General features: G+C 67.5%; 25 protein-coding genes. 10 read left to right on the plus strand and 15 right to left on the minus strand.

Annotation, left to right across the window (positions count from 1 at the left end; all coding sequences use genetic code 11):
* Positions 1 to 15 precede the first annotated feature (15 nt).
* A complete protein-coding gene (gene orn / locus ACCC97_RS00830; protein ID WP_042673080.1) occupies positions 16 to 612 on the minus strand; it encodes an oligoribonuclease in 597 nt (198 codons plus the stop codon).
* Positions 613 to 672: 60 nt separating this feature from the next.
* On the opposite strand from orn, the gene ACCC97_RS00835 reads away from it, so the two are divergent.
* From ACCC97_RS00835 to rsgA, 3 genes are read left to right on the plus strand one after another with little or no spacing between them, the layout of a single operon-like run.
* Positions 673 to 1,932: a M48 family metallopeptidase gene (locus ACCC97_RS00835; RefSeq protein ID WP_413313467.1), complete on the plus strand. Its 1,260-nt coding sequence runs from the start codon at positions 673 to 675 to the stop codon at positions 1,930 to 1,932.
* Between the two features lie 26 nt (positions 1,933 to 1,958).
* Complete coding sequence (locus ACCC97_RS00840; protein ID WP_007831287.1) at positions 1,959 to 2,309, plus strand: 4a-hydroxytetrahydrobiopterin dehydratase; 351 nt, start codon at positions 1,959 to 1,961, stop codon at positions 2,307 to 2,309.
* A 12-nt stretch (positions 2,310 to 2,321) separates the two neighbouring features.
* Positions 2,322 to 3,272, plus strand: a complete 951-nt coding sequence (gene rsgA, locus ACCC97_RS00845) for a ribosome small subunit-dependent GTPase A (protein WP_413313469.1) — start codon at positions 2,322 to 2,324, stop codon at positions 3,270 to 3,272.
* 12 nt (positions 3,273 to 3,284) lie between these two features.
* Here the strand turns inward: rsgA and ACCC97_RS00850 are convergent, their stop codons facing one another.
* The 8 genes from ACCC97_RS00850 to rpsP form a co-directional block, all read right to left on the minus strand.
* Complete coding sequence (locus tag ACCC97_RS00850; protein WP_413331380.1) at positions 3,285 to 4,310, minus strand: hypothetical protein; 1,026 nt, start codon at positions 4,308 to 4,310, stop codon at positions 3,285 to 3,287.
* 13 nt (positions 4,311 to 4,323) lie between these two features.
* A complete protein-coding gene (gene hisC, locus ACCC97_RS00855) occupies positions 4,324 to 5,415 on the minus strand; it encodes a histidinol-phosphate transaminase (RefSeq protein ID WP_413331382.1) in 1,092 nt (363 codons plus the stop codon).
* Between the two features lie 16 nt (positions 5,416 to 5,431).
* The gene (locus ACCC97_RS00860; RefSeq protein ID WP_413331383.1) at positions 5,432 to 6,433 is read right to left on the minus strand and encodes a CobD/CbiB family protein; all 1,002 of its coding nucleotides are present in this window, start codon (positions 6,431 to 6,433) and stop codon (positions 5,432 to 5,434) included.
* Between the two features lie 41 nt (positions 6,434 to 6,474).
* Positions 6,475 to 7,215, minus strand: coding sequence for a CoA pyrophosphatase (locus ACCC97_RS00865; RefSeq protein WP_007831299.1), 741 nt, complete (start codon positions 7,213 to 7,215; stop codon positions 6,475 to 6,477).
* 124 nt (positions 7,216 to 7,339) lie between these two features.
* The gene (gene rplS / locus ACCC97_RS00870) at positions 7,340 to 7,717 is read right to left on the minus strand and encodes a 50S ribosomal protein L19 (RefSeq protein ID WP_007831302.1); all 378 of its coding nucleotides are present in this window, start codon (positions 7,715 to 7,717) and stop codon (positions 7,340 to 7,342) included.
* A 110-nt stretch (positions 7,718 to 7,827) separates the two neighbouring features.
* Positions 7,828 to 8,574: a tRNA (guanosine(37)-N1)-methyltransferase TrmD gene (trmD, locus tag ACCC97_RS00875; RefSeq protein WP_007831309.1), complete on the minus strand. Its 747-nt coding sequence runs from the start codon at positions 8,572 to 8,574 to the stop codon at positions 7,828 to 7,830.
* A 16-nt stretch (positions 8,575 to 8,590) separates the two neighbouring features.
* Entirely contained in the window at positions 8,591 to 9,145 is a 555-nt protein-coding gene (rimM, locus tag ACCC97_RS00880; protein ID WP_007831310.1) for a ribosome maturation factor RimM, read from the minus strand.
* Positions 9,146 to 9,161: 16 nt separating this feature from the next.
* Positions 9,162 to 9,425 carry a 30S ribosomal protein S16 gene (rpsP, locus tag ACCC97_RS00885; protein WP_007831311.1) on the minus strand — a complete coding sequence of 88 codons (264 nt, stop codon included), beginning with the start codon at positions 9,423 to 9,425 and terminating at the stop codon, positions 9,162 to 9,164.
* Between the two features lie 180 nt (positions 9,426 to 9,605).
* Between rpsP and ACCC97_RS00890 the strand changes: the two genes are divergently transcribed.
* Positions 9,606 to 10,130 (plus strand): GNAT family N-acetyltransferase, encoded by a 525-nt coding sequence (locus ACCC97_RS00890; RefSeq protein ID WP_007831312.1) that lies wholly within the window; start codon positions 9,606 to 9,608, stop codon positions 10,128 to 10,130.
* 7 nt (positions 10,131 to 10,137) lie between these two features.
* Positions 10,138 to 10,584 carry a TM2 domain-containing protein gene (locus tag ACCC97_RS00895; protein ID WP_007831313.1) on the plus strand — a complete coding sequence of 149 codons (447 nt, stop codon included), beginning with the start codon at positions 10,138 to 10,140 and terminating at the stop codon, positions 10,582 to 10,584.
* Positions 10,585 to 10,587: 3 nt separating this feature from the next.
* Here the strand turns inward: ACCC97_RS00895 and ACCC97_RS00900 are convergent, their stop codons facing one another.
* The 5 genes from ACCC97_RS00900 to hda all read right to left on the minus strand — a co-directional run bounded on the left by ACCC97_RS00900 (position 10,588) and on the right by hda (position 15,303).
* Entirely contained in the window at positions 10,588 to 11,598 is a 1,011-nt protein-coding gene (locus ACCC97_RS00900) for an inorganic phosphate transporter (RefSeq protein WP_007831314.1), read from the minus strand.
* Between the two features lie 14 nt (positions 11,599 to 11,612).
* Positions 11,613 to 12,257: a DUF47 domain-containing protein gene (locus ACCC97_RS00905; protein WP_007831315.1), complete on the minus strand. Its 645-nt coding sequence runs from the start codon at positions 12,255 to 12,257 to the stop codon at positions 11,613 to 11,615.
* A gap of 126 nt (positions 12,258 to 12,383) precedes the next feature.
* The gene (gene folK / locus ACCC97_RS00910; protein ID WP_007831320.1) at positions 12,384 to 12,995 is read right to left on the minus strand and encodes a 2-amino-4-hydroxy-6-hydroxymethyldihydropteridine diphosphokinase; all 612 of its coding nucleotides are present in this window, start codon (positions 12,993 to 12,995) and stop codon (positions 12,384 to 12,386) included.
* Complete coding sequence (gene pcnB / locus ACCC97_RS00915) at positions 12,992 to 14,590, minus strand: polynucleotide adenylyltransferase PcnB (RefSeq protein ID WP_007831322.1); 1,599 nt, start codon at positions 14,588 to 14,590, stop codon at positions 12,992 to 12,994. Before pcnB ends, folK begins: the two co-directional genes overlap by 4 nt.
* A gap of 26 nt (positions 14,591 to 14,616) precedes the next feature.
* Positions 14,617 to 15,303 (minus strand): DnaA regulatory inactivator Hda, encoded by a 687-nt coding sequence (hda, locus tag ACCC97_RS00920; RefSeq protein ID WP_235505650.1) that lies wholly within the window; start codon positions 15,301 to 15,303, stop codon positions 14,617 to 14,619.
* Between the two features lie 140 nt (positions 15,304 to 15,443).
* On the opposite strand from hda, the gene purM reads away from it, so the two are divergent.
* From purM to ACCC97_RS00945, 5 genes are all read left to right on the plus strand, one after another.
* Entirely contained in the window at positions 15,444 to 16,484 is a 1,041-nt protein-coding gene (gene purM / locus ACCC97_RS00925) for a phosphoribosylformylglycinamidine cyclo-ligase (RefSeq protein WP_007831326.1), read from the plus strand.
* 50 nt (positions 16,485 to 16,534) lie between these two features.
* Entirely contained in the window at positions 16,535 to 17,617 is a 1,083-nt protein-coding gene (locus ACCC97_RS00930; RefSeq protein WP_007831328.1) for an AI-2E family transporter, read from the plus strand.
* Positions 17,618 to 17,736: 119 nt separating this feature from the next.
* Positions 17,737 to 18,309, plus strand: a complete 573-nt coding sequence (locus ACCC97_RS00935; RefSeq protein WP_007831329.1) for a cysteine hydrolase family protein — start codon at positions 17,737 to 17,739, stop codon at positions 18,307 to 18,309.
* Positions 18,306 to 18,926 (plus strand): DJ-1/PfpI family protein, encoded by a 621-nt coding sequence (locus tag ACCC97_RS00940; RefSeq protein WP_007831331.1) that lies wholly within the window; start codon positions 18,306 to 18,308, stop codon positions 18,924 to 18,926. The genes ACCC97_RS00935 and ACCC97_RS00940 overlap by 4 nt, the downstream gene beginning before the upstream one ends.
* Complete coding sequence (locus tag ACCC97_RS00945) at positions 18,890 to 19,891, plus strand: GlxA family transcriptional regulator (protein ID WP_007831333.1); 1,002 nt, start codon at positions 18,890 to 18,892, stop codon at positions 19,889 to 19,891. The genes ACCC97_RS00940 and ACCC97_RS00945 overlap by 37 nt, the downstream gene beginning before the upstream one ends.
* 29 nt (positions 19,892 to 19,920) lie before the next feature.
* Here the strand turns inward: ACCC97_RS00945 and ACCC97_RS00950 are convergent, their stop codons facing one another.
* Complete coding sequence (locus ACCC97_RS00950) at positions 19,921 to 21,528, minus strand: M14 family metallocarboxypeptidase (protein ID WP_007831334.1); 1,608 nt, start codon at positions 21,526 to 21,528, stop codon at positions 19,921 to 19,923.
* Positions 21,529 to 21,559 lie beyond the last annotated feature (31 nt).

Raw genomic sequence — 21,559 nt, forward strand, 5'->3', positions numbered from 1 at the left:
TAATTCCCGGGTTTCTCAATCCGTGAGGCGCAGGAAGGTCTCGCGGTAGTGCGCCAGTTCCTCGATGGATTCATGCACGTCCGCCAGCGCGGTATGCGCCTGCTGCTTCTTGAAACTGTTGTAGGCCGTGGGTTTCCAGCGCTTGGCCAGCTCTTTCAGCGTGCTGACGTCGAGGTTGCGGTAGTGGAAATACGCCTCGAGCTTGGGCATGTACTTGACCAGGAAGCGGCGGTCCTGCCCGATGGTGTTGCCGCACATGGGCGAGCCGCTGCGCGGAATGTACTTGGCGATGAATTCCAGCAGTTGCTGCTCGGCGGCGGCTTCGTCGAGGGTCGAGGCCTTCACTTTGTCGATCAGGCCGCTGCGGCCATGGGTGCCCTTGTTCCAGGCATCCATGGCGTCGAGCACGGCGTCGCTCTGGTGGATGACAAGAACAGGGCCGTCGATGCGGGGCGTGAGGTCGGGGCCGGTGACGACCACGGCGATTTCGAGCAGGAACTCTTTCTCGGGGTCGAGGCCGCTCATTTCGCAGTCGAGCCAAACCAGGTTCTGGTCGCTCTTCTTCAGGGTGGGCACTGCGGCGGGAGGCGTCGGGTCAAGGAATTCGGGCATCGCAGGATTGTCGTCGAAGGCCCCGCGGCGCCAGATACCGAGGACTAAACTCACTGCTTCATGTCCTATTCGCTCATCTTCACCCTGGCCTTTGCGGCCGCACTGGTTGCAGGCCTGCTCGTGAAGTTCTGGCTCGCCTCGCGGCAGGTGCGCCATGTGGCGCTTCACCGCGGCGCCGTGCCAGCCGCTTTCGCGCAGACCATCACCCTCGCCGCCCACCAGAAGGCAGCCGACTACACCATCGCAAAGGCCCGCTTCGGCCTGGTCGAGATGGCCTGGAGCGCGACGCTGCTGCTCGGCTGGACCCTGCTCGGAGGACTCGACGCGCTCAACAGGCTGCTGCTGGCGTGGATCGGCGGCGGCATGGTGCAGCAGCTGGCGCTGTTGGCTGCCTTCGCAATCATCGGCGGACTGCTCGAACTGCCCTTCACTCTCTGGCAGACCTTCAGGCTCGAAGAGCGCTTCGGCTTCAACAAGATGACCTGGAAGCTCTGGCTCGCCGACACGCTCAAGTCGACGCTGCTGGGCGCGGTGATCGGCCTGCCCATCGCGGCGCTGATCCTCTGGCTCATGGGCGCGGCCGGCCAGCTGTGGTGGCTCTGGGCCTGGGGCGCGTGGATGGGCTTCAACCTGCTGCTGATGCTGATCTACCCGACCTTCATCGCACCCCTGTTCAACAAGTTCAAGCCGCTCGACGACCCCACGCTCAAGGAGCGCGTGACGGCTCTCATGAAGCGCTGCGGCTTCGCAGCCAAGGGCCTTTTCGTGATGGACGGCAGCACGCGCAGCGCGCACGCCAATGCCTACTTCACGGGCTTCGGCGCCAGCAAGCGCGTGGTGTTCTACGACACGCTGCTGCGCCAGCTCAACGCGGGCGAGGTGGAAGCCGTGCTCGCGCACGAGTTGGGCCACTTCAAGCATCGCCACATCGTGAAGCGGCTGGTCGCGATGTTCGCCCTGAGCCTGGCCGGCTTCGCGCTGCTGGGCTGGGTGTCGACGCAGGTCTGGTTCTACACGGGCCTGGGCGTGCAGCCCAACATGACGGCGCCCAACAGCGCGCTGGCGCTGCTGCTGTTCATGGCCGCCGTGCCGGTGTTCGGCTTCTTCGTTGCCCCACTGCCCGCACGGCTGTCGCGCAAGCACGAGTTCGAGGCCGATGCCTATGCGGTGGCGCAGACCAGCGGGGCCGACCTGTCGGCCGCACTGCTCAAGCTCTACCAGGACAACGCTTCGACGCTCACGCCCGACCCGGTGTTCGTCAAGTTCTACTATTCGCACCCGCCGGCTTCCGAGCGCCTTGCGCGCATGACGGCGGCCTGACCCATTCCCCTTCGACGAAGCCCACCATGAGCAGCATGTTCAAGCCCAAAGACTGGAAGAACCTTCCTCCCCGCAAGTCGCTGAGCGCCACCGAGATCGTTTCGGGCCTCGCAAAGCTCGACGGCTGGAAGCTCACCGGCGACGGCGCCAATGTCGCCATCGAGAAGACCTTCACCTTCGCCAACTACTTCGAGACCATCGCCTTCGTGAACGCGCTGGCCTTCGTGGCGCACACGCAGGACCACCACCCCGACCTGTCGGTGCACTACAACCGCTGCGTCGTGCGCTTCAACACGCACGACGTGGGCGGCCTGTCGGTCACCGACTTCGACTGCGCTCGCCAGGCCGACGCGCTGGTCGCCAGCCCCGCCGCATGACGGACCACGTCCTTGGCTAAGCCCGGCCGCGCCGCGCCCACGGCAACCGCTGCGAAGGCACTCCACGAGGGCCTTGTCGTTGCCAGCCATGGACGCCACTGCCTGGTCGAAACACCCACGGGCGAACGGCTGATCTGCCATCCGCGCGGCAAGAAGAGCCAGGCCGTGGTCGGCGACCGTGTGCATTGGCAGGCCAGCGAGGACGAAGGCACCATCGAGCAGGTGCTGCCGCGGCGCAACCTGTTCTACCGGCAGGACGAGATCCGCACCAAGTCGTTCGCGGCCAACCTCGACCACGTGCTGATCCTGATCGCGGCCGAGCCGGAATTCTCCGAACATCAACTTGCGCGCGCGCTGATCGCGGCGCAGGCCGAGCGCATCGCGCCGATCATCGCGCTCAACAAGAGCGACCTGGTCGAGCCCTTCGAGCGCGCGTGGAACAAGCTGGCGCCCTACCGCCGCATGCACCACGGCGTGCTGCCGCTGTCGCTCAAGGCATCGGGAGAGGCGGACTACGCGTCGCTGATGAAACTCCTGGCCGGCAAATCCACCCTCGTGCTCGGTCCGTCCGGATCGGGCAAAAGCACCTTGACCAACTTGCTGGTGCCGGGCGCTACGGTGTTGACGCAGGAGATTTCGCAGGCGCTGAACTCGGGCAAGCACACGACCACGAGCACCACCTGGTACTGGATCGACGAGGCCCGCACCACCGGTCTGATCGACTCGCCGGGCTTCCAGGAATTCGGCCTGAACCACATCGCGCCGATGCAGCTCGCGGGGCTCATGCCCGACATCGCCGAGCATGCGAACGACTGCAAGTTCTACAACTGCACGCACCTGCACGAACCGGGCTGCGGCGTGATCGCGAACGTGGAGACGGCGAACGGGCCGGGCGCCATCAGCGCGAGCCGCTACAGGATCTACGGCGAGCTGTTCGCCGAGCTGAGCCAGAAGCGGTACTGACCAACGGCTGCCTCAGCCGACCCAGATCCGGTATGACTTCCAGGTCGGATCGAAGGCAAGGTCCAGCGTCGCCGGCAGGTCCATGTCATCCTGCAACGATTGCGCATGCGAGATCGCCGTCTCGGGATCGGCCACCTGGAAGTGCACGGTGCGAACGCCCTCCTCCAGCACGACGTGCGTGCAGCAGCCCGCTTCGTGCGTCTGCAGCCGCGCCGTCAGCCGGTCTTCATAGGTGCGCGCTTCTTCCAGCTCCTCGCCCGATTCGATCGGCGTGGCGACCGACAGGCGGTGGCACAGGTCGGCGCGCCCCACCAGTGCGGTGGCCGCGTCGTTGCGCATGACGATCACCTCGACCTCGCGGCCGTCTTCGGCCTCGCGCGTCGCGCTCACGCCCGACCACGCGTGCTCGCCCGGAGGAAACACACCGGTGTGGCCGAGTTCGTCGCGCCAGCAGGCGTCGAACAGCGGCACGAAATCGTCGAGCGGCACGCCATCGAAATCCGCCTGCGCATCGACCTCGACGTGGTCGACCGCCCCGACCTTCACCGCAAAGTCGTACTCGCCCAGGATGTGGTCGAGCATGATGAGGCTCATGTGGCGCGCGTGGTCCTGCATGTCCATCGGAATGGGCTTGGCGAAGCCGATCTCCAGCGCCACCCGGCCCCGATAGGGTTCATGCTTCACGAGGACTTCGGAGCTCGCCAGTTCGAAGTCGTTCATGCGCATGCCGAAACCGTCGCTCGAACGCTGGCGGAAAGCTTCCACCTCCACCTGCGGCAGCCTGGGGCTGCTTTGCACCAGCGCCATCAGGTCCTCGAAGTCGTCCACCGAACCGTGCGCCGTCAGCACGAGCTTGAACGCGGGCGGTTCGCCCGCCACCTCGGCCGACAGCCGAGGAAAGAAAGGCTCCAGCAGTTCGTTGAGCCCCTCCATCAGTTCGCGGGCAGGCAGGGCGCGAAGGCTCTCGAGTTGATCGCTCACTGCCTGCCAGAAGCCTGCGCAGGCCGCCGCGCGCGGGTCGGTGTCGTGGGTCGGCATCGCCAGGGTTCCTTCAGGGAGTCAGGTCAAGAATGTCCTGCAGGCGCTGCACAAGCAGGCTGCATTGCTCGCGTGTGCCGATGCTGATGCGCAGGTACTGTGTGATGCGCGGCAGCCTGAAATGCCGCACCAGCACCGCACGCTCGCGCAGCAGCGCCGCCAGCTCGGCCGCATCGCGCTGCGGATGGCGTACGAAGATGAAATTGGCCTGCGACGGCAGCACCTCGAAGCCCAGGTCTTCGAGCTGGAGGGCGAGGCCCTCGCGGGTGTCAACGACCTTGTCGCGGCTGCTGCGAAACCAGTCTTCGTCTTCCAGCGCGGCCACGGCACCGGCCGAGGCCAGGCGGTCGAGCGGGTACGAGTTGAAGCTGTCCTTCACGCGCACCAGCGCGTCGATCAGGTGCGCCTGGCCGCAGGCGAAGCCGACCCGCAGGCCGGCCAGCGAGCGCGACTTGGAAAGGGTCTGCACCACCAGCAGGTTCGGGTACTTGCCAATCAGCGGCAGCGCACTCTCGCCGCCGAAATCGACATACGCCTCATCGACCAGCACCACGCGATCGGTGCAGGCTTCGAGCAGTTGCTCGATGCGCGCGAGCGGCAGGCCGATGCCGCTCGGCGCATTCGGGTTCGCGATCACGACGCCCGCACAACCCTTGCGGGCGCGCGCCACGAGGGCGTCGACGTCGATGCGCAGGCCATCGTCGACCGGCTGCAGCTCGCACGCGATGCCATAGAGCTGCGCATAGACCTTGTAGAAGCTGTAGCTCACATCGGGCATCAACAGCGGTTCGGCCTGCTGGAAGAATGCGAAGAAGGCGTGCGCGAGCACCTCGTCCGAGCCATTGCCCGCGAACACCTGATCGGCTTGCAGGCCGTGCCGCCGCGCCACTGCTTCGCGCAGCGCGAGCGAGGTGGGATCGGGATACAGCTCCAGGCCGTTCTCGGCCGCACGCCGGATGGCCTCGATGGCAAGCGGCGACGGCGGGTACGGGTTCTCGTTGGTGTTGAGCTTGACGAGATTCGCGATGCGCGGCTGCTCGCCGGGCACATAGGGTTCGAGCGCGCCGATGCGCGGGCTCCAGAAAGCCGGAACGGGTTTTGCCATTGGGGTTCTTTTTTGCTCAGCCCAGCAGGCGAGCCAATGTGAGCAAGGCCAGCAGCACCATCCACATCACGACCGAGCGCCAGACCAGGCCCACCACGCTGCGCAGATGGGCGGGCTCGGGCTCGCGCCCCGGCGTGCTGCCGCTGTCGATGCGGCGGCCATCGGCCAGCGATTCACCGGCCTGTGCGCGGGGCAGCGGATCGGCAACCGGGATCGGGCTCAGCGAGCCGCCGCCCAGGCGAACGTTGACCGCACCCGATGTGGCCGCAAGGATCACGCCGTCGTTCTCGTTGGGAAAGCGCTGCGCGTCATTGCGCCAGCAATCGATCGCTTCCTCGAAGCTGCCGACCACCGCGAAGCCCAGCGCCGTGATGCGGGCGGGCAGCCAGTCGATCGCATGCCAGGCGCGATCCGCGGCCTCCTGCACCGAGACGCTCGACGGCTGCACCGCGGCGCCGTTCTTGTGCGCCCAGTAGCGCGAGACGAACTCGCTCATGCGATAGAACACCGCGCCCGCCGGTCCGAGGCCGATGGCCGCGACAATCGAGAACCACGCGAGCACGCCGAACACATGGCGATGCGCGGCGATCACCGAATGCTCGATGACGTGGCGCACGATCTCGCTGCGCGGCAGGTCGGCCGCGTCGACGCCCTGCCAGTGCGCGAGCAGCGAGCGCGCGAGCGGCTCGTCGCCTTCGTCGAGCGCATCGCGGATGTCGGTGAAATGGTGGCTGAACTGCCGGAAACCCAGCGTGACGTAGAGCACCGCGATGCTCCAGAGCACCGCGAAAGGCAACCCCAGCGTGAGCACGAGCAGCCAGTGCACGCCCAGCGCGCCCAGCGTGGGCACGAACACCGCGAGCCCCCAGGCGATCCATCCGTGATGCGGCTTGCCCGCGTCGAAGTTGCGGCTGGTCCAGCGTGTCCACGCCAGCACCGCGCCATACACGGGGTTGTGCGGGCCCAGAGGCCGCACCTGCTCGATCAGCAGCGCGCACAGGATGGCAAAAAAGCTCATCCTTCGATGATAGCGAGGGCGCCTGGAGATTCAGGCGGGATTCAGGCGCTCAGGAAACGGTAAAGATTGCGCAGCATGCCGGCGGTCGCGCCCCAGACGAAGCGCTCGTCGGCGCCGTCCTGGTAGGGCATCGAATACCACTGGCGCCGGGTGCCATCGGGCGCGGGCACGGTGTGGTGGCGGTGGTTGGCGGGGTCCATCAGCCACGCGAGCGGCACCTCGAAAGCCTCTGCCACTTCGTAGGGATTGATGGTGAGCTCGAAGTCGGGTTGCACCAGCGCGACCACGGGCGTCACGATGAATGAGGTCACCGTCGTGTAGGTCGGCAGGTTGCCGAGCACTTCGATGTATTGCGCAGAAAGGCCAACCTCTTCCCAGGCCTCGCGCAACGCGGCGGCCGCGATGTTGGCGTCCTCCGGATCGACACGGCCACCGGGAAACGCAACCTGCCCCGAATGGGTCGACAGGTTCGAGGTGCGCTCTGTCAGCAGCACGGCCGCGCCCTGCGGTCGCTGCACGATCGGCACCAGCACTGCGGCCTGCGCGGGAATGCGATCTGTCATTCGCGGTTCGTGGCGCAGTTCGGGTGTCCAGGCGGGCGGCGTGGCGAAACGCGTCCGCAGTGCCTGCGCAGTCAGTTGCGCAGGCGGCACTGCCGGCAATCCCTCGGGTCCGGCCACGAAAGGCACCTGGCGCGGGTCGAACTGCAGCAGTGCGGGCGGCACCACGGCATTGACGGGTTCGACGGAGGTGGCCTGCAGGGGAGCGGATGAGTTGGTCAAGAGATGAAAGGTACCGGAGCCGGATGGAAGAAGTAGAGCGGAAAAATGGAAAGTTGTCTTTGAGCGGGAGCAACAATGCAAAAAGCCGCCAGAGCGGCGGCTTTCTTGCACGAAGGCGAACTGCTTACTTGGCAGCAGCCGTCGACTTGCTCGGCAGCTTTTCCTTGATGCGTGCCGAACGGCCGCTGCGGTCGCGCAGGTAGTACAGCTTGGCGCGGCGCACATCGCCGCGGCGCTTGACTTCGATGCCGGCGATCAGCGGGCTGTAGGTCTGGAACGTACGCTCCACGCCTTCGCCGCTGGAGATCTTGCGCACGGTGAAGCCGCTGTTGAGGCCACGGTTGCGCTTGGCGATCACGACGCCTTCGTAGGCCTGCACACGCTTGCGGGTGCCTTCGACGACGTTCACGCTGACGATGACCGTGTCACCGGGCATGAAGTCGGGGATGGTCTTGCCGAGACGGGCGATTTCTTCCTGCTCGAGGGTCTGGATGAGGTTCATGATTTCCTGATGTTCGATCGTGCCGGGCTACACAAAAGGCGCCTTGGACTTTCGCGGGACAACCGCAAGAAGACCGGGCGCGGCCGGACAGAGGATCGGGGAACCGGGGATTATAGCTTTTTTTTCAGCGCGGCCTCATCGGCCTTGCCAAGACGCCCCGCCGCCCGGGCCGCATCGATCAGTTCGGGGCGCCGCGCAGCCGTGATGGCCAGTCGCTGGTCGCGCCGCCAGCGCTCGATCTGGGCATGATGGCCCGAGAGCAGCGGCGCCGGCACGCCCTGCCCGTTCCACTGCTCGGGCCGCGTGTAGTGCGGGCAGTCGAGCAGGCCGTCGAGCGCCGGATTGAAGCTGTCCTGCACGTGGCTGGCCTCGTCGCCGAGCACCCCGGGCTGCAACCGCGCGACGGCATCCAGCAGCGCCATGGCGGCGATCTCGCCGCCCGAAAGCACGAAGTCGCCAAGGCTGACCTGATGGGTGACGCGTGCGTCGATGAAGCGCTGGTCGATGCCTTCGTAGCGCCCGCAGATCAGTACCGCCCCCTCGCTTGCCGACCAGCGCTCGACCGATTCATGGCGCAATGCCTCGCCGATGGGCGAGAACAACACCACGGGAGCTTCCGCGCCGCGCGCCGCCAGCGCCGCATCGAGGCAGGCCGCAAGCGGCTCGGCCATCATCACCATGCCGGGGCCGCCGCCGAAGGGGCGATCGTCCACGCGCTTGTAGTTGCCCTGCGCGAAGTCGCGCGGATTCCACAGAATGACTTCGACCTGCTTCGACTCGTAGGCACGGCGCGTCACGCCGCTGGCCATGAAGGGAGCAAACAGTTCGGGGAAGAGCGTGAGGACGTCGAAGCGCATGCGCGCAGGCCTCGAATCAGAAATCGGGTTGCCAGTCGACCGTGATGAGCCGGCCGGCCAAGTCGACCTTGTCGACGAAGACCGAGACGAAAGGCACCATCCGTTCGATGGCCTTGCCGTCTTCTTCGGCGGCCAGCACCAGCGTGGTCTGCGGACCAGTGGCGAGCAGTTCGCGCACCGCGCCAAGCACGACGCCTTCGCGATTGACCACCGACAGGCCGATCAGGTCGACCCAGTAGTACTCGTCGTCGCCCGCCGTTGGAAAGCTCGAACGCGGCACGAACACGCGCGCACCGCGCAGCGCCTCGGCTGCGTTGCGGTCTGGCACATCGTCGGACGTGGCGACGATGCAGTCGGAATGTTCTTTGGCTTCGCGGATCGCGAGCCGGAAAGCGGCGTTCGCAACAGCTCCGGGAGCTTGCAGGAACCAGCGCTTGGAAGAAAAAAGCGCCTCGGGCTGGGCGCTGTGGGGCAGGACCTTGAACCAGCCCTTGATGCCCCATGCATCGGCGATGCGCCCTACTTCAATCGCATCCGCCGGCAATTCGGCGGTTTCGAGTGCGGGCAGCATCGCCGTGCGGGACGGCTTAGGCCGCCGCCTTGGGAGCCGCGGCAGCGGCTTGCTTGATCAGGCGCAGAACGGTGGGCGAAGCTTGTGCGCCGACGCTCTTCCAGTACGCCAGGCGGTCCTGGGCGATACGGATGCTTTCTTCGTTTTCCTTGGCGGTCGGGTTGTAGAAACCCAGGCGCTCGATGAAACGGCCATCGCGGCGAACGCGCTTGTCCGACACGACGATGTTGAAGAACGGACGGCCTTTGGAGCCGCCGCGGGAGAGTCGAATGACGACCATGATTTATCCTTGGGTGGTCAGCAGGCCTTGTGGATGAAGAAAAGGCCCGCTCACAATGTTCTTCCAGCGTCGAGACACGCGACATGGCCACCCGGCCAGCGACACGCTGAAAAGCCTGCGATTATAGCCCGTCCCGCGTTTTCTTCGAATTCCGGCCTTGCGCCACCCGCTTCCACACGCATGCCCCTCACCATCCGCCCCAGCCGCGAAGAAGACATCGCAGCCATCACCTCCATCTACGCCCATCACGTGCTGCACGGCACCGGCACCTTCGAAACGGAGCCGCCCTCCCCTGCCGACATGAGCGCCCGCCGTGCCGACGTGCTGGGCAAGAACCTGCCCTACCTCGTGGCTGAAGAAAATGGCGAAGTGTTGGGTTTTGCCTACTGCAACTGGTTCAAGCCGCGCCCGGCCTACCGTTTTTCGGCCGAAGACTCGATCTACATGTCGGAGTCAGCACGCGGCAAGGGTCTGGGCGCCAAGCTGCTCGCAGCGCTGTCGCAGGCCGCCGAAGCGGCCGGCGTGCGCAAGCTGATCGCGGTGATCGGCGACTCGGCCAACGCGGGCTCGGTCGGCGTGCACCGCAGCCAGGGTTTCACGCACGTGGGCGTGCTGAAAGACTGCGGCTGGAAGTTCGGCGAATGGCGCGACGTCGTATTGATGGAGAAAGTGCTTGGCGAGGGCAGCACAACCCGCCCCGAGTGACACCCGAATGAAAAACAAGACCACCGCCGCCTGGCTCTCTTTCCTCGGCGGCCCGCTGGGTCTGCACCGCTTCTACCTGCGCGGCATGGGCGACTGGCTCGGCTGGCTGCTGCCCATTCCCACGGCACTGGGCATCTACGGCATAGAGCGCGTGCGCATGTACGGCGTGGACGACGGGCTGAGCTGGGCGCTGATCCCGCTGCTGGGTTTCACCATCGCGGGCTGCGCGCTGACGGCCATCGTCTATGGCCTGATGACGCCCGAGAAATGGAACACCCGCTACAACGCCGGCGCCTCTGCCGACGCCGAACCTGGCCGCACGAACTGGTTCACCATCGGTGCAGTGGTGCTGGCCCTTTTCTTCGGCAGCACGATCCTGATGGCCAGCATCGTGTTCAGCTTCCAACGCTACTTCGAACACCAGATCGAAGAGGGCCGGAAAATCTCCCAGTAGCCGTCAGAACACCTGCAGGCTGATCCAGTAGGCGATTGCGGCGACGAACGCCGAAGCGGGGATCGTGAAGATCCACGCCCACACGATGTTGCCCGCCACGCCCCAGCGCACCGCGCTCGCGCGCTGCGCGGAACCCACGCCGACGATGGCGCCGGTGATGGTGTGCGTGGTCGACACCGGAATGCCCAGCGCCGTCGCCAGGAACAGCGTCAGCGCCCCGCCCGTCTCGGCGCAGAAGCCGCCGACCGGCTTGAGCTTGGTGATCTTCTGGCCCATCGTCTTCACGATGCGCCAGCCGCCGAACATGGTGCCCAGCGCGATCGCGGTATAGCAGCTCACGATGGTCCAGGTCGGCGGGTTCGCGTCCCCGGCGTTGGCATAGCCGGTAGCGATCAGCAGCATCCAGATGATGCCGATGGTCTTCTGCGCATCGTTGCCGCCGTGGCCCAGGCTGTAGGCGCCGGCCGAAACCAGCTGCAGCCGCCGGAACCAGCGGTCCACCCGCGAAGGCGTGGCACGCCGGAAGCCCCAGGCGACCAGCACCATCATCATCGAGCCCAGCACGAAGCCGAGCAGCGGCGAAACGAAGATGAAAGCGACTGTCTTCCAGATGCCCGCGGCGACCAGCCCGCTGGTGCCGGTCTTGGAGATCACCGCGCCCACGATGCCGCCGATCAGTGCGTGCGACGAGCTGCTCGGGATGCCGTAGTACCAGGTCACGAGGTTCCAGCTGATGGCGCCGACGAGCGCGCCGAACACCACGTGCACGTCGACCACTCCCGGCTGGGCAATGCCCTTGCCCACGGTGGCCGCCACGCTCAGGTGGAAGATGAAGATCGCGATCAGGTTGAAGAAGGCCGCGAACACCACGGCCTGCCCCGGCTTGAGCACCCCGGTGGACACCACCGTCGCGATCGAATTGGCGGCATCGTGGAACCCGTTCATGAAGTCGAACAGGATCGCGAGCACGACCAGCACTATCACCACCCAGAGGGCGACCTGAACCGTTGCCATCGGTCGCTACCCGCTCAGGAATTCTCGAGGACGATGCCCTCGATCACGTTGGCCACGTCCTCGCACTTGTCGGTGATCGTTTCCAGCAGCTCGTAGATCGCCTTGAGCTTGATCACTTCGCGCACGTCGGGCTCCTCGCGGAACAACTTGCTCATGGCGCTGCGCATCACACGGTCGGCGTCCGACTCGAGGCGGTCGATTTCCTCGCAGGTCTTCAGCGTGGCCTCGGCCACGGCCGGGTCGGCGATCTTGCCGAGGAACTTGACGGCGTCCTTCAGGCGGTCGCAGCACTTCACGCTCAGGGCCGTGAGGCGCACGATCTCTTCGGTCATGTGGCGCACGTCGTACAGCGCCATGGTCTCGGCGGAGTCCTGGATCAGGTCGGCCACGTCGTCCATCGTGTTGATGAGCTTGTGGATCTGCTCGCGGTCGATGGGTGTGATGAAGGTCTTGTGGATCAGCCGGTTGACGTCGTGCGTCACGCGGTCGGCGGCTCGCTCGGCGTTGTCGACGTCGCGGTTGTACTGCTCGCGCAGGTGCACGTCGTTGTAGTTGGCGACCAGTTGCTCGAACGCGCGCGCTGCCTCGACGATGCGCTCGGCGTGCTGGTTGAACATCTCAAAAAAATTCCCCTCGCGGGGCAGCAGCTTGCCGAACATGGCGCTCTCCTGGGATCTCGGGTCTCGCCCAGCCACAAACGTGTGACGGAGTCGTGAAAAACCGCGCAAGTGTAATGGGAGCCCGGAACCGGACCGCTGCGCCGGGGTTCCAGGCCCGTTGCCCGGTCAGTTCCGGATGCGTTCGATCACCTGGCCCGACACACGGGCCAGCGCAGCGCGCGGCACCTTGTCGGGCGCGATCTCGGCCAGCGGCTTCAGCACGAAGGCGCGGTCACGCATGCGGGGGTGCGGCAGGGTCAGCTCGGGCGTATCCATCACCGAATTGCCGTGCATCAGCAGGTCGAGATCGAGCGTGCGCGGCGCGTTGGGAAAAGCCCGCTCGCGCCCGGCCTGCGTCTCGAGACGCTGCAGGGCGACGAGCAGCTGCTCGGCGTCGAGCCCGGTGCGCAAGGCCACCACGGCGTTGATGAAATCGGGGCCCGTGGCATCGACCGGCGCGCTGCGATAGAGCGACGAGCGGGCCGTCACCTGGGTTCGCTGCAATGCGCCCAGAGCATCCATGGCCGCCTTGACGGCCGCCTGGGCATCGCCGAGGTTGGCGCCGATGGCGACGAAAGCCTGCACGGTCGGATAGTCCTCCCGCACGCGGCCCGGAGACCGCGTGGGCGCTCGCCGAGCCGCGGGCGCGCCCTTGGCACCCGCGGGCCTGGCCCCTGCCGGCTTGCCCGTGGGGGCGCCGCTTTTCTTGCCGTCCTTCGGCTTGCCGGACGCGCTCATGCGCCTGCGGCGCTCTCGCCGCCTCCACCCGCGGAACGCGGCTTGCGGCGACGCCGGCGTTTGCGCGGCACGGCCTCGCCATCGGGCGGCACGGCGCCGGCTTCGACTTCGACCTCGTCCTCGGCGTCCGAATCGGCGTCCTGGCGCGCCACCGGCACGCTGCGCGGCTTCGGCGGCGGGGTTTCGCGCACCCGCACGCGCTGGCGCACCTTCTGCTCTTCGCGCACCTGCTCCAGCAGGTCCTGCCGGCGCACGTCGTCGGCGATGCTGAACTCCTGCCACCACTCGGCAATCGCCTCGCCGACTTCACCCACGTCGGCGCGCAGGCGCATGAAGTCGAAGGCGGCGCGGAAGCGCGCCTGCTCGACCAGGCTGTAGGGCGTGGAGCCGGTGCGCTTGTCGAAACGCGGCTGCATCATCCAGATCTCGCGCATGTCGGCGGCCAGCTTGCCGCGGCCCGAGACATCGCCGATACGGGCGTTGAACACGTCGTCGATGGCGTCCTGCAACGCCGGGAACGGCGGTTGCGCGCGCTGGCCGTGCCGGCCCTCCTGGCGCTGGGCCCAGCCGTCGCGCACGTCGGCCCACAGCACGCAGGCCAGCAGGAAGCTGGGCGCCACGGGCTTGCCTTCGCCGACGCGGCGGTCGGTGTCCTGCAGGGCTGCCTTCACGAAGGGCTGGTCGGCGCGCTCGACCACCACGTCGAGCAGCGGGTAGATGCCACGGGCCAGGCCGAGCTTGTTCAGTTGCTCGACCGTCGCGATGGCGTGGCCGGTCTGCAGCAGCTTGAGCATCTCGTCGAACAGGCGGCTCTGCGGCACGTCGGCCAGCAGCTTGCTCGATTCGACCAGTGGAGCCGCCGTCTTGGCTTCCATCTTGAAGCCCAGCGCGGCGAGCTTGGCCGAGAAGCGGATGGCACGAATGATGCGCACCGGGTCTTCGCGGTAGCGCGTGGCCGGGTCGCCGATCATGCGCAGCGTGAGCTTCTGGGCGTCCTTGATGCCGTTGTGATAGTCGACCACGACCTGGTTGGCCGGGTCGTAGTACATCGCGTTGACGGTGAAGTCGCGGCGCGCCGCGTCTTCTTCCTGCGGACCCCAGACGTTGTCGCGCAGCACCCGGCCGCTGGCGTCCACGGCGTGTTTCATGCTCGCGAGCTCGCCCTTGCTGGTGCGCTCGTTGCCTGCAACCTGCTCGGCGGCGGCGTTGTCCATGTAGGCGCGGAAAGTCGAAACCTCGATCACCTCGTGCTCGCGCCCACGGCCGTACACCACGTGCACGATGCGAAAGCGCCGCCCGATGATGAAGGCGCGACGAAACAGCGACTTGACCTGCTCGGGCGTGGCGTTGGTTGCCACGTCGAAGTCTTTCGGTCGCAGCCCCAGCAGCAGGTCGCGCACCGCGCCGCCCACCACGTAGGCCTCGTAGCCGGCCTGCTGCAGTGTGGTGACCACGTTCTTCGCGCGTTCGTCGACCAGGGCCGGATCGATCTTGTGAACCTCTGCCGGCACCTCCTGGCGCTTGCCGAAGCGGCTCTTGCCCTGTGCGCCGCCGGCGTTCTTGCCGAGCAGCTTGTCGATGAATTTCTTGATCATTGTTGGTTGGAAGCCTTGTTCGCTCTTTATTCGTTCTCGAGCATGGAGCGGATCAGCGGAATGGTGATCGCGCGTTGCGTCTGCAGGGCATAGCCGTCGAGCTGCGTGAGCAGCTCCATCAGGCTGCCGAGGTCGCGGCTGAAGCGGTGCAGCATGTAGTCGAGCACTTCGTCGGACAGCATCACGCCGCGTGCATCGGCGGCTTGGCGCAGCACCGCGCGGCGTTCGCTTTCGCTCAGCACCTGCAAGTGGAACACGTGGCCCCAGCCGAGGCGGGTGCGCAGGTCTTCGCGCAGCGGCAGGTCGGCCGGCGGCAGGGCGCCGGCGGCGACCACGCCGCGCTGCAGGGTCTGGGCGTTGACGAACCAGTTGAAGGCCGCGTGCTGCTGCACGGCGGTATAGAGGTGGACGTCGTCGAGCAGCACGGCGCCCCAGCGCTCGTCGAACTCGGGCGGCTCCAGCAGGCCGGCGTGCAGCCAGCCCACGCTGGCGCCCTGCTCGCGCAGTGCGACACGCACCGATTCGAGCAGATGGGTCTTGCCGCTGCCGCCTTCGCCCCACAGGTAGGTGGGCACCGGCGAGTGCAGCGCAGGGCTGCCGGCGCCGCCCACCCACACTTGCAGGTGCCGCAGCGCCGCCTCGTTGGGGCCGGCAAAAAAGGCGTCGAAGCTGGGGCCCGTCGCAATGCCGATATCGAGCGCGAGCTGTTTCATCCCGGGAAGGTTCATGGAGGGGGCCGCGAGGGCCCTTAAAATCGTGAGGAATTCTATCGGCCCGGCCAACATGGTTACCGGAGCCGCCTTCCGCTCCTACTCTCCGCATCCTTTCGCGTCCCTCCCGACCTCGACCACCCATGACCTCCTCCACGCCCACCCCGCTCAGCTACAAGGACGCCGGTGTCGACATCGATGCCGGCGATGCGCTGGTCGACCGCATCAAGCCGCTGGCCAAGAAAACCCTGCGCGAGGGCGTGCTGGCCGGCATCGGCGGCTTCGGCGCCCTGTTCGAAGTGCCCAAGCGCTACAAGGAGCCGGTGCTGGTGAGCGGCACCGACGGCGTGGGCACCAAGCTCAAGCTGGCTTTCGAATGGAACATGCACGACACGGTCGGCATCGACCTCGTGGCCATGAGCGTCAACGACGTGCTGGTGCAGGGCGCCGAGCCCCTGTTCTTTCTCGACTACTTCGCCTGCGGCAAGCTCGAAGTCGACACGGCCGCGGCCGTCATCGGCGGCATCGCGCGCGGCTGCGAGCTGTCGGGCTGCGCCCTCATCGGCGGCGAAACCGCTGAAATGCCCGGCATGTACCCGGCCGGCGAATACGACCTCGCGGGCTTCGCGGTCGGCGCGGTCGAGAAGTCGAAGATCCTCACGGGCCAGAACGTCAAGCCCGGCGACGTGGTGCTGGGCCTGGCCTCGGCCGGCGTGCATTCCAATGGTTTCAGCCTCGTGCGCAAGGTGATCGAGCGTGCCGGCGCCGATTTGCCCGCCACGCTCGACGGCAAGCCCTTCCGCCAAGCCGTGATGGAACCCACCCACCTCTACGTGAAGCCGGTGCTCGAGGCGCTGGCCAAGCATCCAATCAAGGCGCTGGCCCACATCACCGGCGGCGGCCTGCTCGAGAACATCCCGCGCGTGCTGCCCGAAGGTACAGCCGCCCACCTCAAGAAGGGCAGCTGGCCGCAGACGGAGCTGTTCGCCTGGCTGCAGAAGGTGGCCGGCATCGACGACATCGAGATGAACCGCACCTTCAATAACGGCATCGGCATGGTCGTGGTGATCGATGCGGCAGAAGCCGCCGCCTGCGCGGCCACGCTGCGCGCCGCTGGCGAATCGGTGCATGAAATCGGCGTGATCGCCGCGCGCGGCGAAGGCGCCGCGGTGGTCGTCGGCTGAGCGGCGGCCGCACCTTCCACTTTCCCGAACAGAGCGCCTGACACCCCCGGATGGCCAAGAAGCCGCAACCCGTCACCACCGCCGTTCCGACGGTCCCCATCCACCGCGCCACGGCCTCGCGCGGCGTGACGATCGCAAGCTACCTGCTGATGCTGGGAACGCTGATGCTGGTGATGTGGGAGCACCTGCTGCCAGGATTGCTCTGCGTATGCATCGGCTTCCTGGCCACGCGGTGGTTCGCGCGGCTGCTGGCTGGCGACACGCGGCGCAATCCGGCCCCCAGCCAGCGCACCGACGGCTGGGCCCGCGTGCTGGCTGTCGTCGTCGTGCTGGTGGGGCCGATTGCGCTGATCACGCTGCTGCTGTCGCAGGCCCGCGAATACATCGTCGACGCGCCCGACCAGTACCGCGAGCTGCTCGACTACACGGCGCGCACGGTGCTCGAGCTGCGCTCCAAGCTGCCGGTCGAGATCGCGGTCTACCTGCCCGAGGGCGCCGCCGAAATCCAGCGCGTGATCGCCAACTACCTGCGCGCGCAGGCCGGTTCGCTCGCCGTGGCCGGGCGGGCCTGGCTGCACGGCATCCTGTTTTCGTACGTGGGCCTGATCGTGGGCAGCCTGGCCGCCGTGTCGCACGCGCCGCTGCGCCGGATGCCGCTGGCCGAGCAGCTGCACCAGCGCGTGCAGACCTTCGGCGAGGCCTTCGGCCAGATCGTGGCGGCCCAGTTCTGGATTGCGGCCTTCAACACGCTGCTGACCGCCATCTTCCTGCTGTTCGTCATGCCGCTGTGGGGCGCGCACCTGCCGTACACGCCGGCGCTCATCACCCTCACCTTCCTGGCCGGACTGGTGCCGATCGTGGGCAACCTGGTCTGCAACTCGGTGATCACGCTGGTGGGCCTCTCGGTGTCGCCGGTCACGGCGCTGGCCTGCCTGATCTTCCTGATCGTGATCCACAAGGCCGAGTACGTCATCAACGCCAAGGTGGTCGGCGCGCGCACGCAGATGAGCGTGTGGGAGCTGCTGGCCGTGATGTTCGTGGCCGAGGCGGTGTTCGGGCCGGCCGGGCTGGTGGCGGCGCCGCTGTACTACGCGTACCTGAAGAAAGAGCTGCAGGCGGCGGCGCTGGTCTGAAAAGACGGTACCCGGCGATGTCCTGATCTGATCGATTCTGGTCCGCTCCCGAACGGACCCTGGGCTGGCAACGCACAAGAATAGGCGCATCATTCATTCCGCCCTTGCGAGCCACCGCCATGAAAACCTGTCTGATTGTGATTGACGCCCAGGCGTCGTTTCGCCAGCGCCCCTACTGGGACGAACGCCAGGCCGCTCCCTACCTCGCCGCGCAGAACACGCTCATCGCAGGCTGCGCCGCTGCCGGCACGCCGATCGTGCGGGTCTTCCACGTCGACGAACCGGCCGACGCAAGCAATCCCTTCGCGGTCGAATCGGGCCACATCCGGCCCATAGAAGGCCTGGCTGATTTCGAGGCCGCGGCCACCTTCACCAAGCACCGCCACAGCGCGCTGGTCAACAGCGGACTGGACATCTGGCTCACGCAGAACGGCATCGGCCGGCTCATCGTGAGCGGCATCCGCTCCGAGCAATGCTGCGAAACCACCACACGCCATGCCTCGGACCTGGGCTGGGAAATCGACTACGTGACCGACGCCACCCTGACCTTCGACATGACCCAGCCCGACGGCCGGCCGCTGGCCGCCGCCGACATCAAGGCGCGCACCGCCACCGTGCTGCACGGCCGGTTCGCGACGGTCTGCAGCGTGGCGCAGGCGCTGGAACGCGCCGGCGCGGAGGCAAGCGCATGAGCCTGCGCGTGCTGATCCTGGCCTACGACGGCGTCGAAGCACTCGACTTTGCCGGTCCCTTCGAGGTGTTCACCACCGCCAGCCGCGTCAGCCAACGGATGCAGCCCGGCACGGCCGCGCCGTTCGAGGTGGCCCCGGTCGCACAGGCATCGCCCGTGCAGGCGCGCGCGGGCCTTCGCCTGCTGGCCGACCAAACGCTCGAAGGCAGCCCGAAAGCCGACGTATTGATCGTTCCCGGCGGCGTGGTCGATGTGCCGATGGCCAGCCCCGACACCTTGCGCTGGATCGCGAAAAGCGCAGCCGGCGCGCAGCTCGTGGCATCGGTCTGCACCGGCGCCTTCCTGCTCGCGAAGAGCGGCGTGGTCACGCACCAAGCAGTCACCACGCACTGGGAAGACATCGCCGACCTGCGCGCGCAGTTTCCGCGACTCGACGTGCGCGAAGGCGTGCGCTGGGTCGACAGCGGCCGCATCGTCAGCTCGGCCGGCATCAGCGCGGGCATAGACATGAGCCTGCACCTGGTCGAACGCCTGGCCGGACGCGAACTGGCCGAGCGCACCGCGCGCCAGATGGACTACGCATGGACCCACAACAGCAGCAACAGCCCATCCGCGTAGTCTTCGCGCTCCTGCCCGGCAGCCTGGTGCTCGACTGGGCCGGGCCGGCCGAGGCCCTGCGCATCGCCAACCAGCGGCTGCGCGCAACGGGCCAGCCTGAGCGCTTCACGCTCGAGTTCGCGAGCCCCCGGCCCGATTCCCTCAGCTCGGTCGGCGTTGCGCTCACCGGGCTGGCGTCGCTGCCCACGCGGTGGGACGGCCCGGCCTGGGTGGTGCTGGTCGGCCTGCCCGGGAACAGCATCGCCATCGACAATCCCGAGGCGCAAGACCTGTTGCACTGGCTGCGCGGCCTGCGCTTCGAGCGCAGCCGGCTGGAGCTGGTGACGATCTGCGCCGGCGCCGTGCTTGCGGCGCATGCCGGCGCGCTCGCGGGCCGACGCGCCACCACACACCACCATCACCTGGACGAACTGCGCACGGTGGAGCCACGCTGCGACGTGGTGGCCAACCGCGTCTTCGTGATCGACCCACCGCTCTACAGCAGCGCGGGCGTCACGACCGGCATCGACCTCGTGCTGCACCGCATCGGCGAGATTTGCGGCGAAGCCCTCGCGGCCCAGGTGGCGCAGACCATGGTGGTAGCGCTGCGGCGCGGCCCGAACGATCCGGAGCTGTCGCCCTTTCTCGCCTACCGCAACCATCTGCATGCCGCGCTGCACCGGGTGCAGGACGCGGTCAGCGAACAGCCTCAGGCCGAGTGGAGCGTGCCGCGCATGGCGGAGGTGGCGCACACCTCGGCGCGGCATCTCACGCGCCTGTTCGTCGAGCATGCGGGCGTGGCGCCGCTGGCGTACCTGCGCCGGCTGCGGCTGGCGGCCGCGCAACTGGCGCTGGCCTCGGGTGCGAACGTCACGCGAGCGGCGGAACTGTCGGGCTTCGGCTCCGATACGCAGTTGCGTCGCGCGTGGCACCAGTTCGGCTTGCCGGGTTCGCCGTCCGAGGCGAATACGCCGCTGAAAACCTGACGGGTGTTCGGGCTGCGCCCCGGGGGCGCTCAGTGCCAGACGCCCGCAGGCGCGGGGCCGGTCACGCGCAGCAGCTTGTCGTCGCCGATCTCCAGCAGGCGGTTGGCCGCATAGCTGTTCTGCGAATCGGGCTCCAGCGCGACGCTGACCAAGGGCGACAGCGGCTGCGCCAGCGACACATAGAAGCTGCCCGGCGGCATCACGGCACGCCCCATCCTTGGCCGCACGCGGAAGGCGCGGATCGCCTCGCCGTCCTCGATGGCGCCGCGCGCGTCCTGGCGCCGGCCGTCGCTCTGCGACAGGATCTCGTAGCGCTCGACCTGCCACGGCGCGGCGCTGTCGATGCGCTCGACGCGCACGCCCAGCATCTGCAGGCGCTGCACGGCCACCGTTTCACTGGCCGCCAGCAGATAGCCGCACGGCCGCGGGCGCGCATTGGCGACCTTCAGCGGCTCGGCCGCGCGCCACTCGACGTCGACCGCCTTTTCTTCCCCGCTCTTCTCGTCGAGAAAGTCCAGGCGCTGGCGCGTCGTCGTCTGCCAGGCCTCGACCACGAGGTCTCCGTGGCAGGCGTCGGCCTTGGCGCGCTGGCCGGCCTGCGCGGTGAGCTGCATCAGCGCCGGGCCCTGGCGCGCCGCCGTCTCGATGACGGTGGTGGCGGCCAGCACCTGCGTGTACACGCGACGGGCGAAATGCGCGCGGCCCAGCCCCACGCCCCGCACTTCCAGCAGCAGGCTCACGGCCTGATGCAGGCCGCTCACATTGCGGCCGGTGTCGGGCTGCACACCGCCCATCGAGACGGTGCGGTCGGCGCTCTTGCCGCCAGAAGTGGTGTGGTACTTGAAGCCCTGCAGCCCCGCCTGCGTGAACGCAGCCTGGATGGCGTCGACGTAGTCGCGCTGCGCGCTCGCGGCAATGGCGGCATCCAGGTTGCCCACGGTGGCGGGCTGCAGCAGGCCGTCGTACTTCATGACCGCGCCGAACTTGTCGATCCAGCGACCGCCGACGGTGAACTCGTGCAGGTCGAGCACCACCTGCGGCCGAAAGCGCAGGGTGGCGGCCGCGATCGAGCGGGCCTCGGGCGTGCGCAGCAACAGGTGGTCGCGATTCACGTCGATGCCGTTGGCGGTGACGCGGGTGAAGTGCTCCGCGCCGTCAGGGTTGCCGCGCGGCAGCAGCACGAGGTTCACCTTCTGCAGCAGCGCCGCGCCCGGCCCGCTGGCGAACTGCTGCGCCAGGGCCAGCACCGCTTCGCCGCCGGCTGGCTCGTTGCCGTGTTGCTGGCCGATCACCATGACAGTGGGCCGCGCAGGATCGACGCGACCCTGGTCGGCAAGCAGCACCAGAGGCATCTCGCGCCCCTGTTGCGACACGCCCAGGCGTTCGACGCGCACGTTCGGCGACTGGCGCGCCAGGTCATCGAGAAAGGCCAGCACCTCGGCGTGCGAAGCGAAATCGGTGCGGCCGGCGCGAAAGCCCGGCGTGGCGTAGCTCACGGGCGGATCGGGAAAGCGCGCCGCGATGGCCGGCGGTTCGACCCACACCTTGGCAGGATCGAACTGGGCACAGGCCGATGCGGCCGACAGCAAGGTCAGGCCAAGGATGCACAGGAAACGGAAGGCAGGGGTGCGGCGCATGGCGCGCATTTTCCTCTCGCCCAGGCTGCCG

The sequence above is a fragment of the Variovorax sp. Varisp85 genome, from assembly GCF_047304045.1.
In the GTDB taxonomy this organism is placed as follows: domain Bacteria; phylum Pseudomonadota; class Gammaproteobacteria; order Burkholderiales; family Burkholderiaceae_C; genus Variovorax.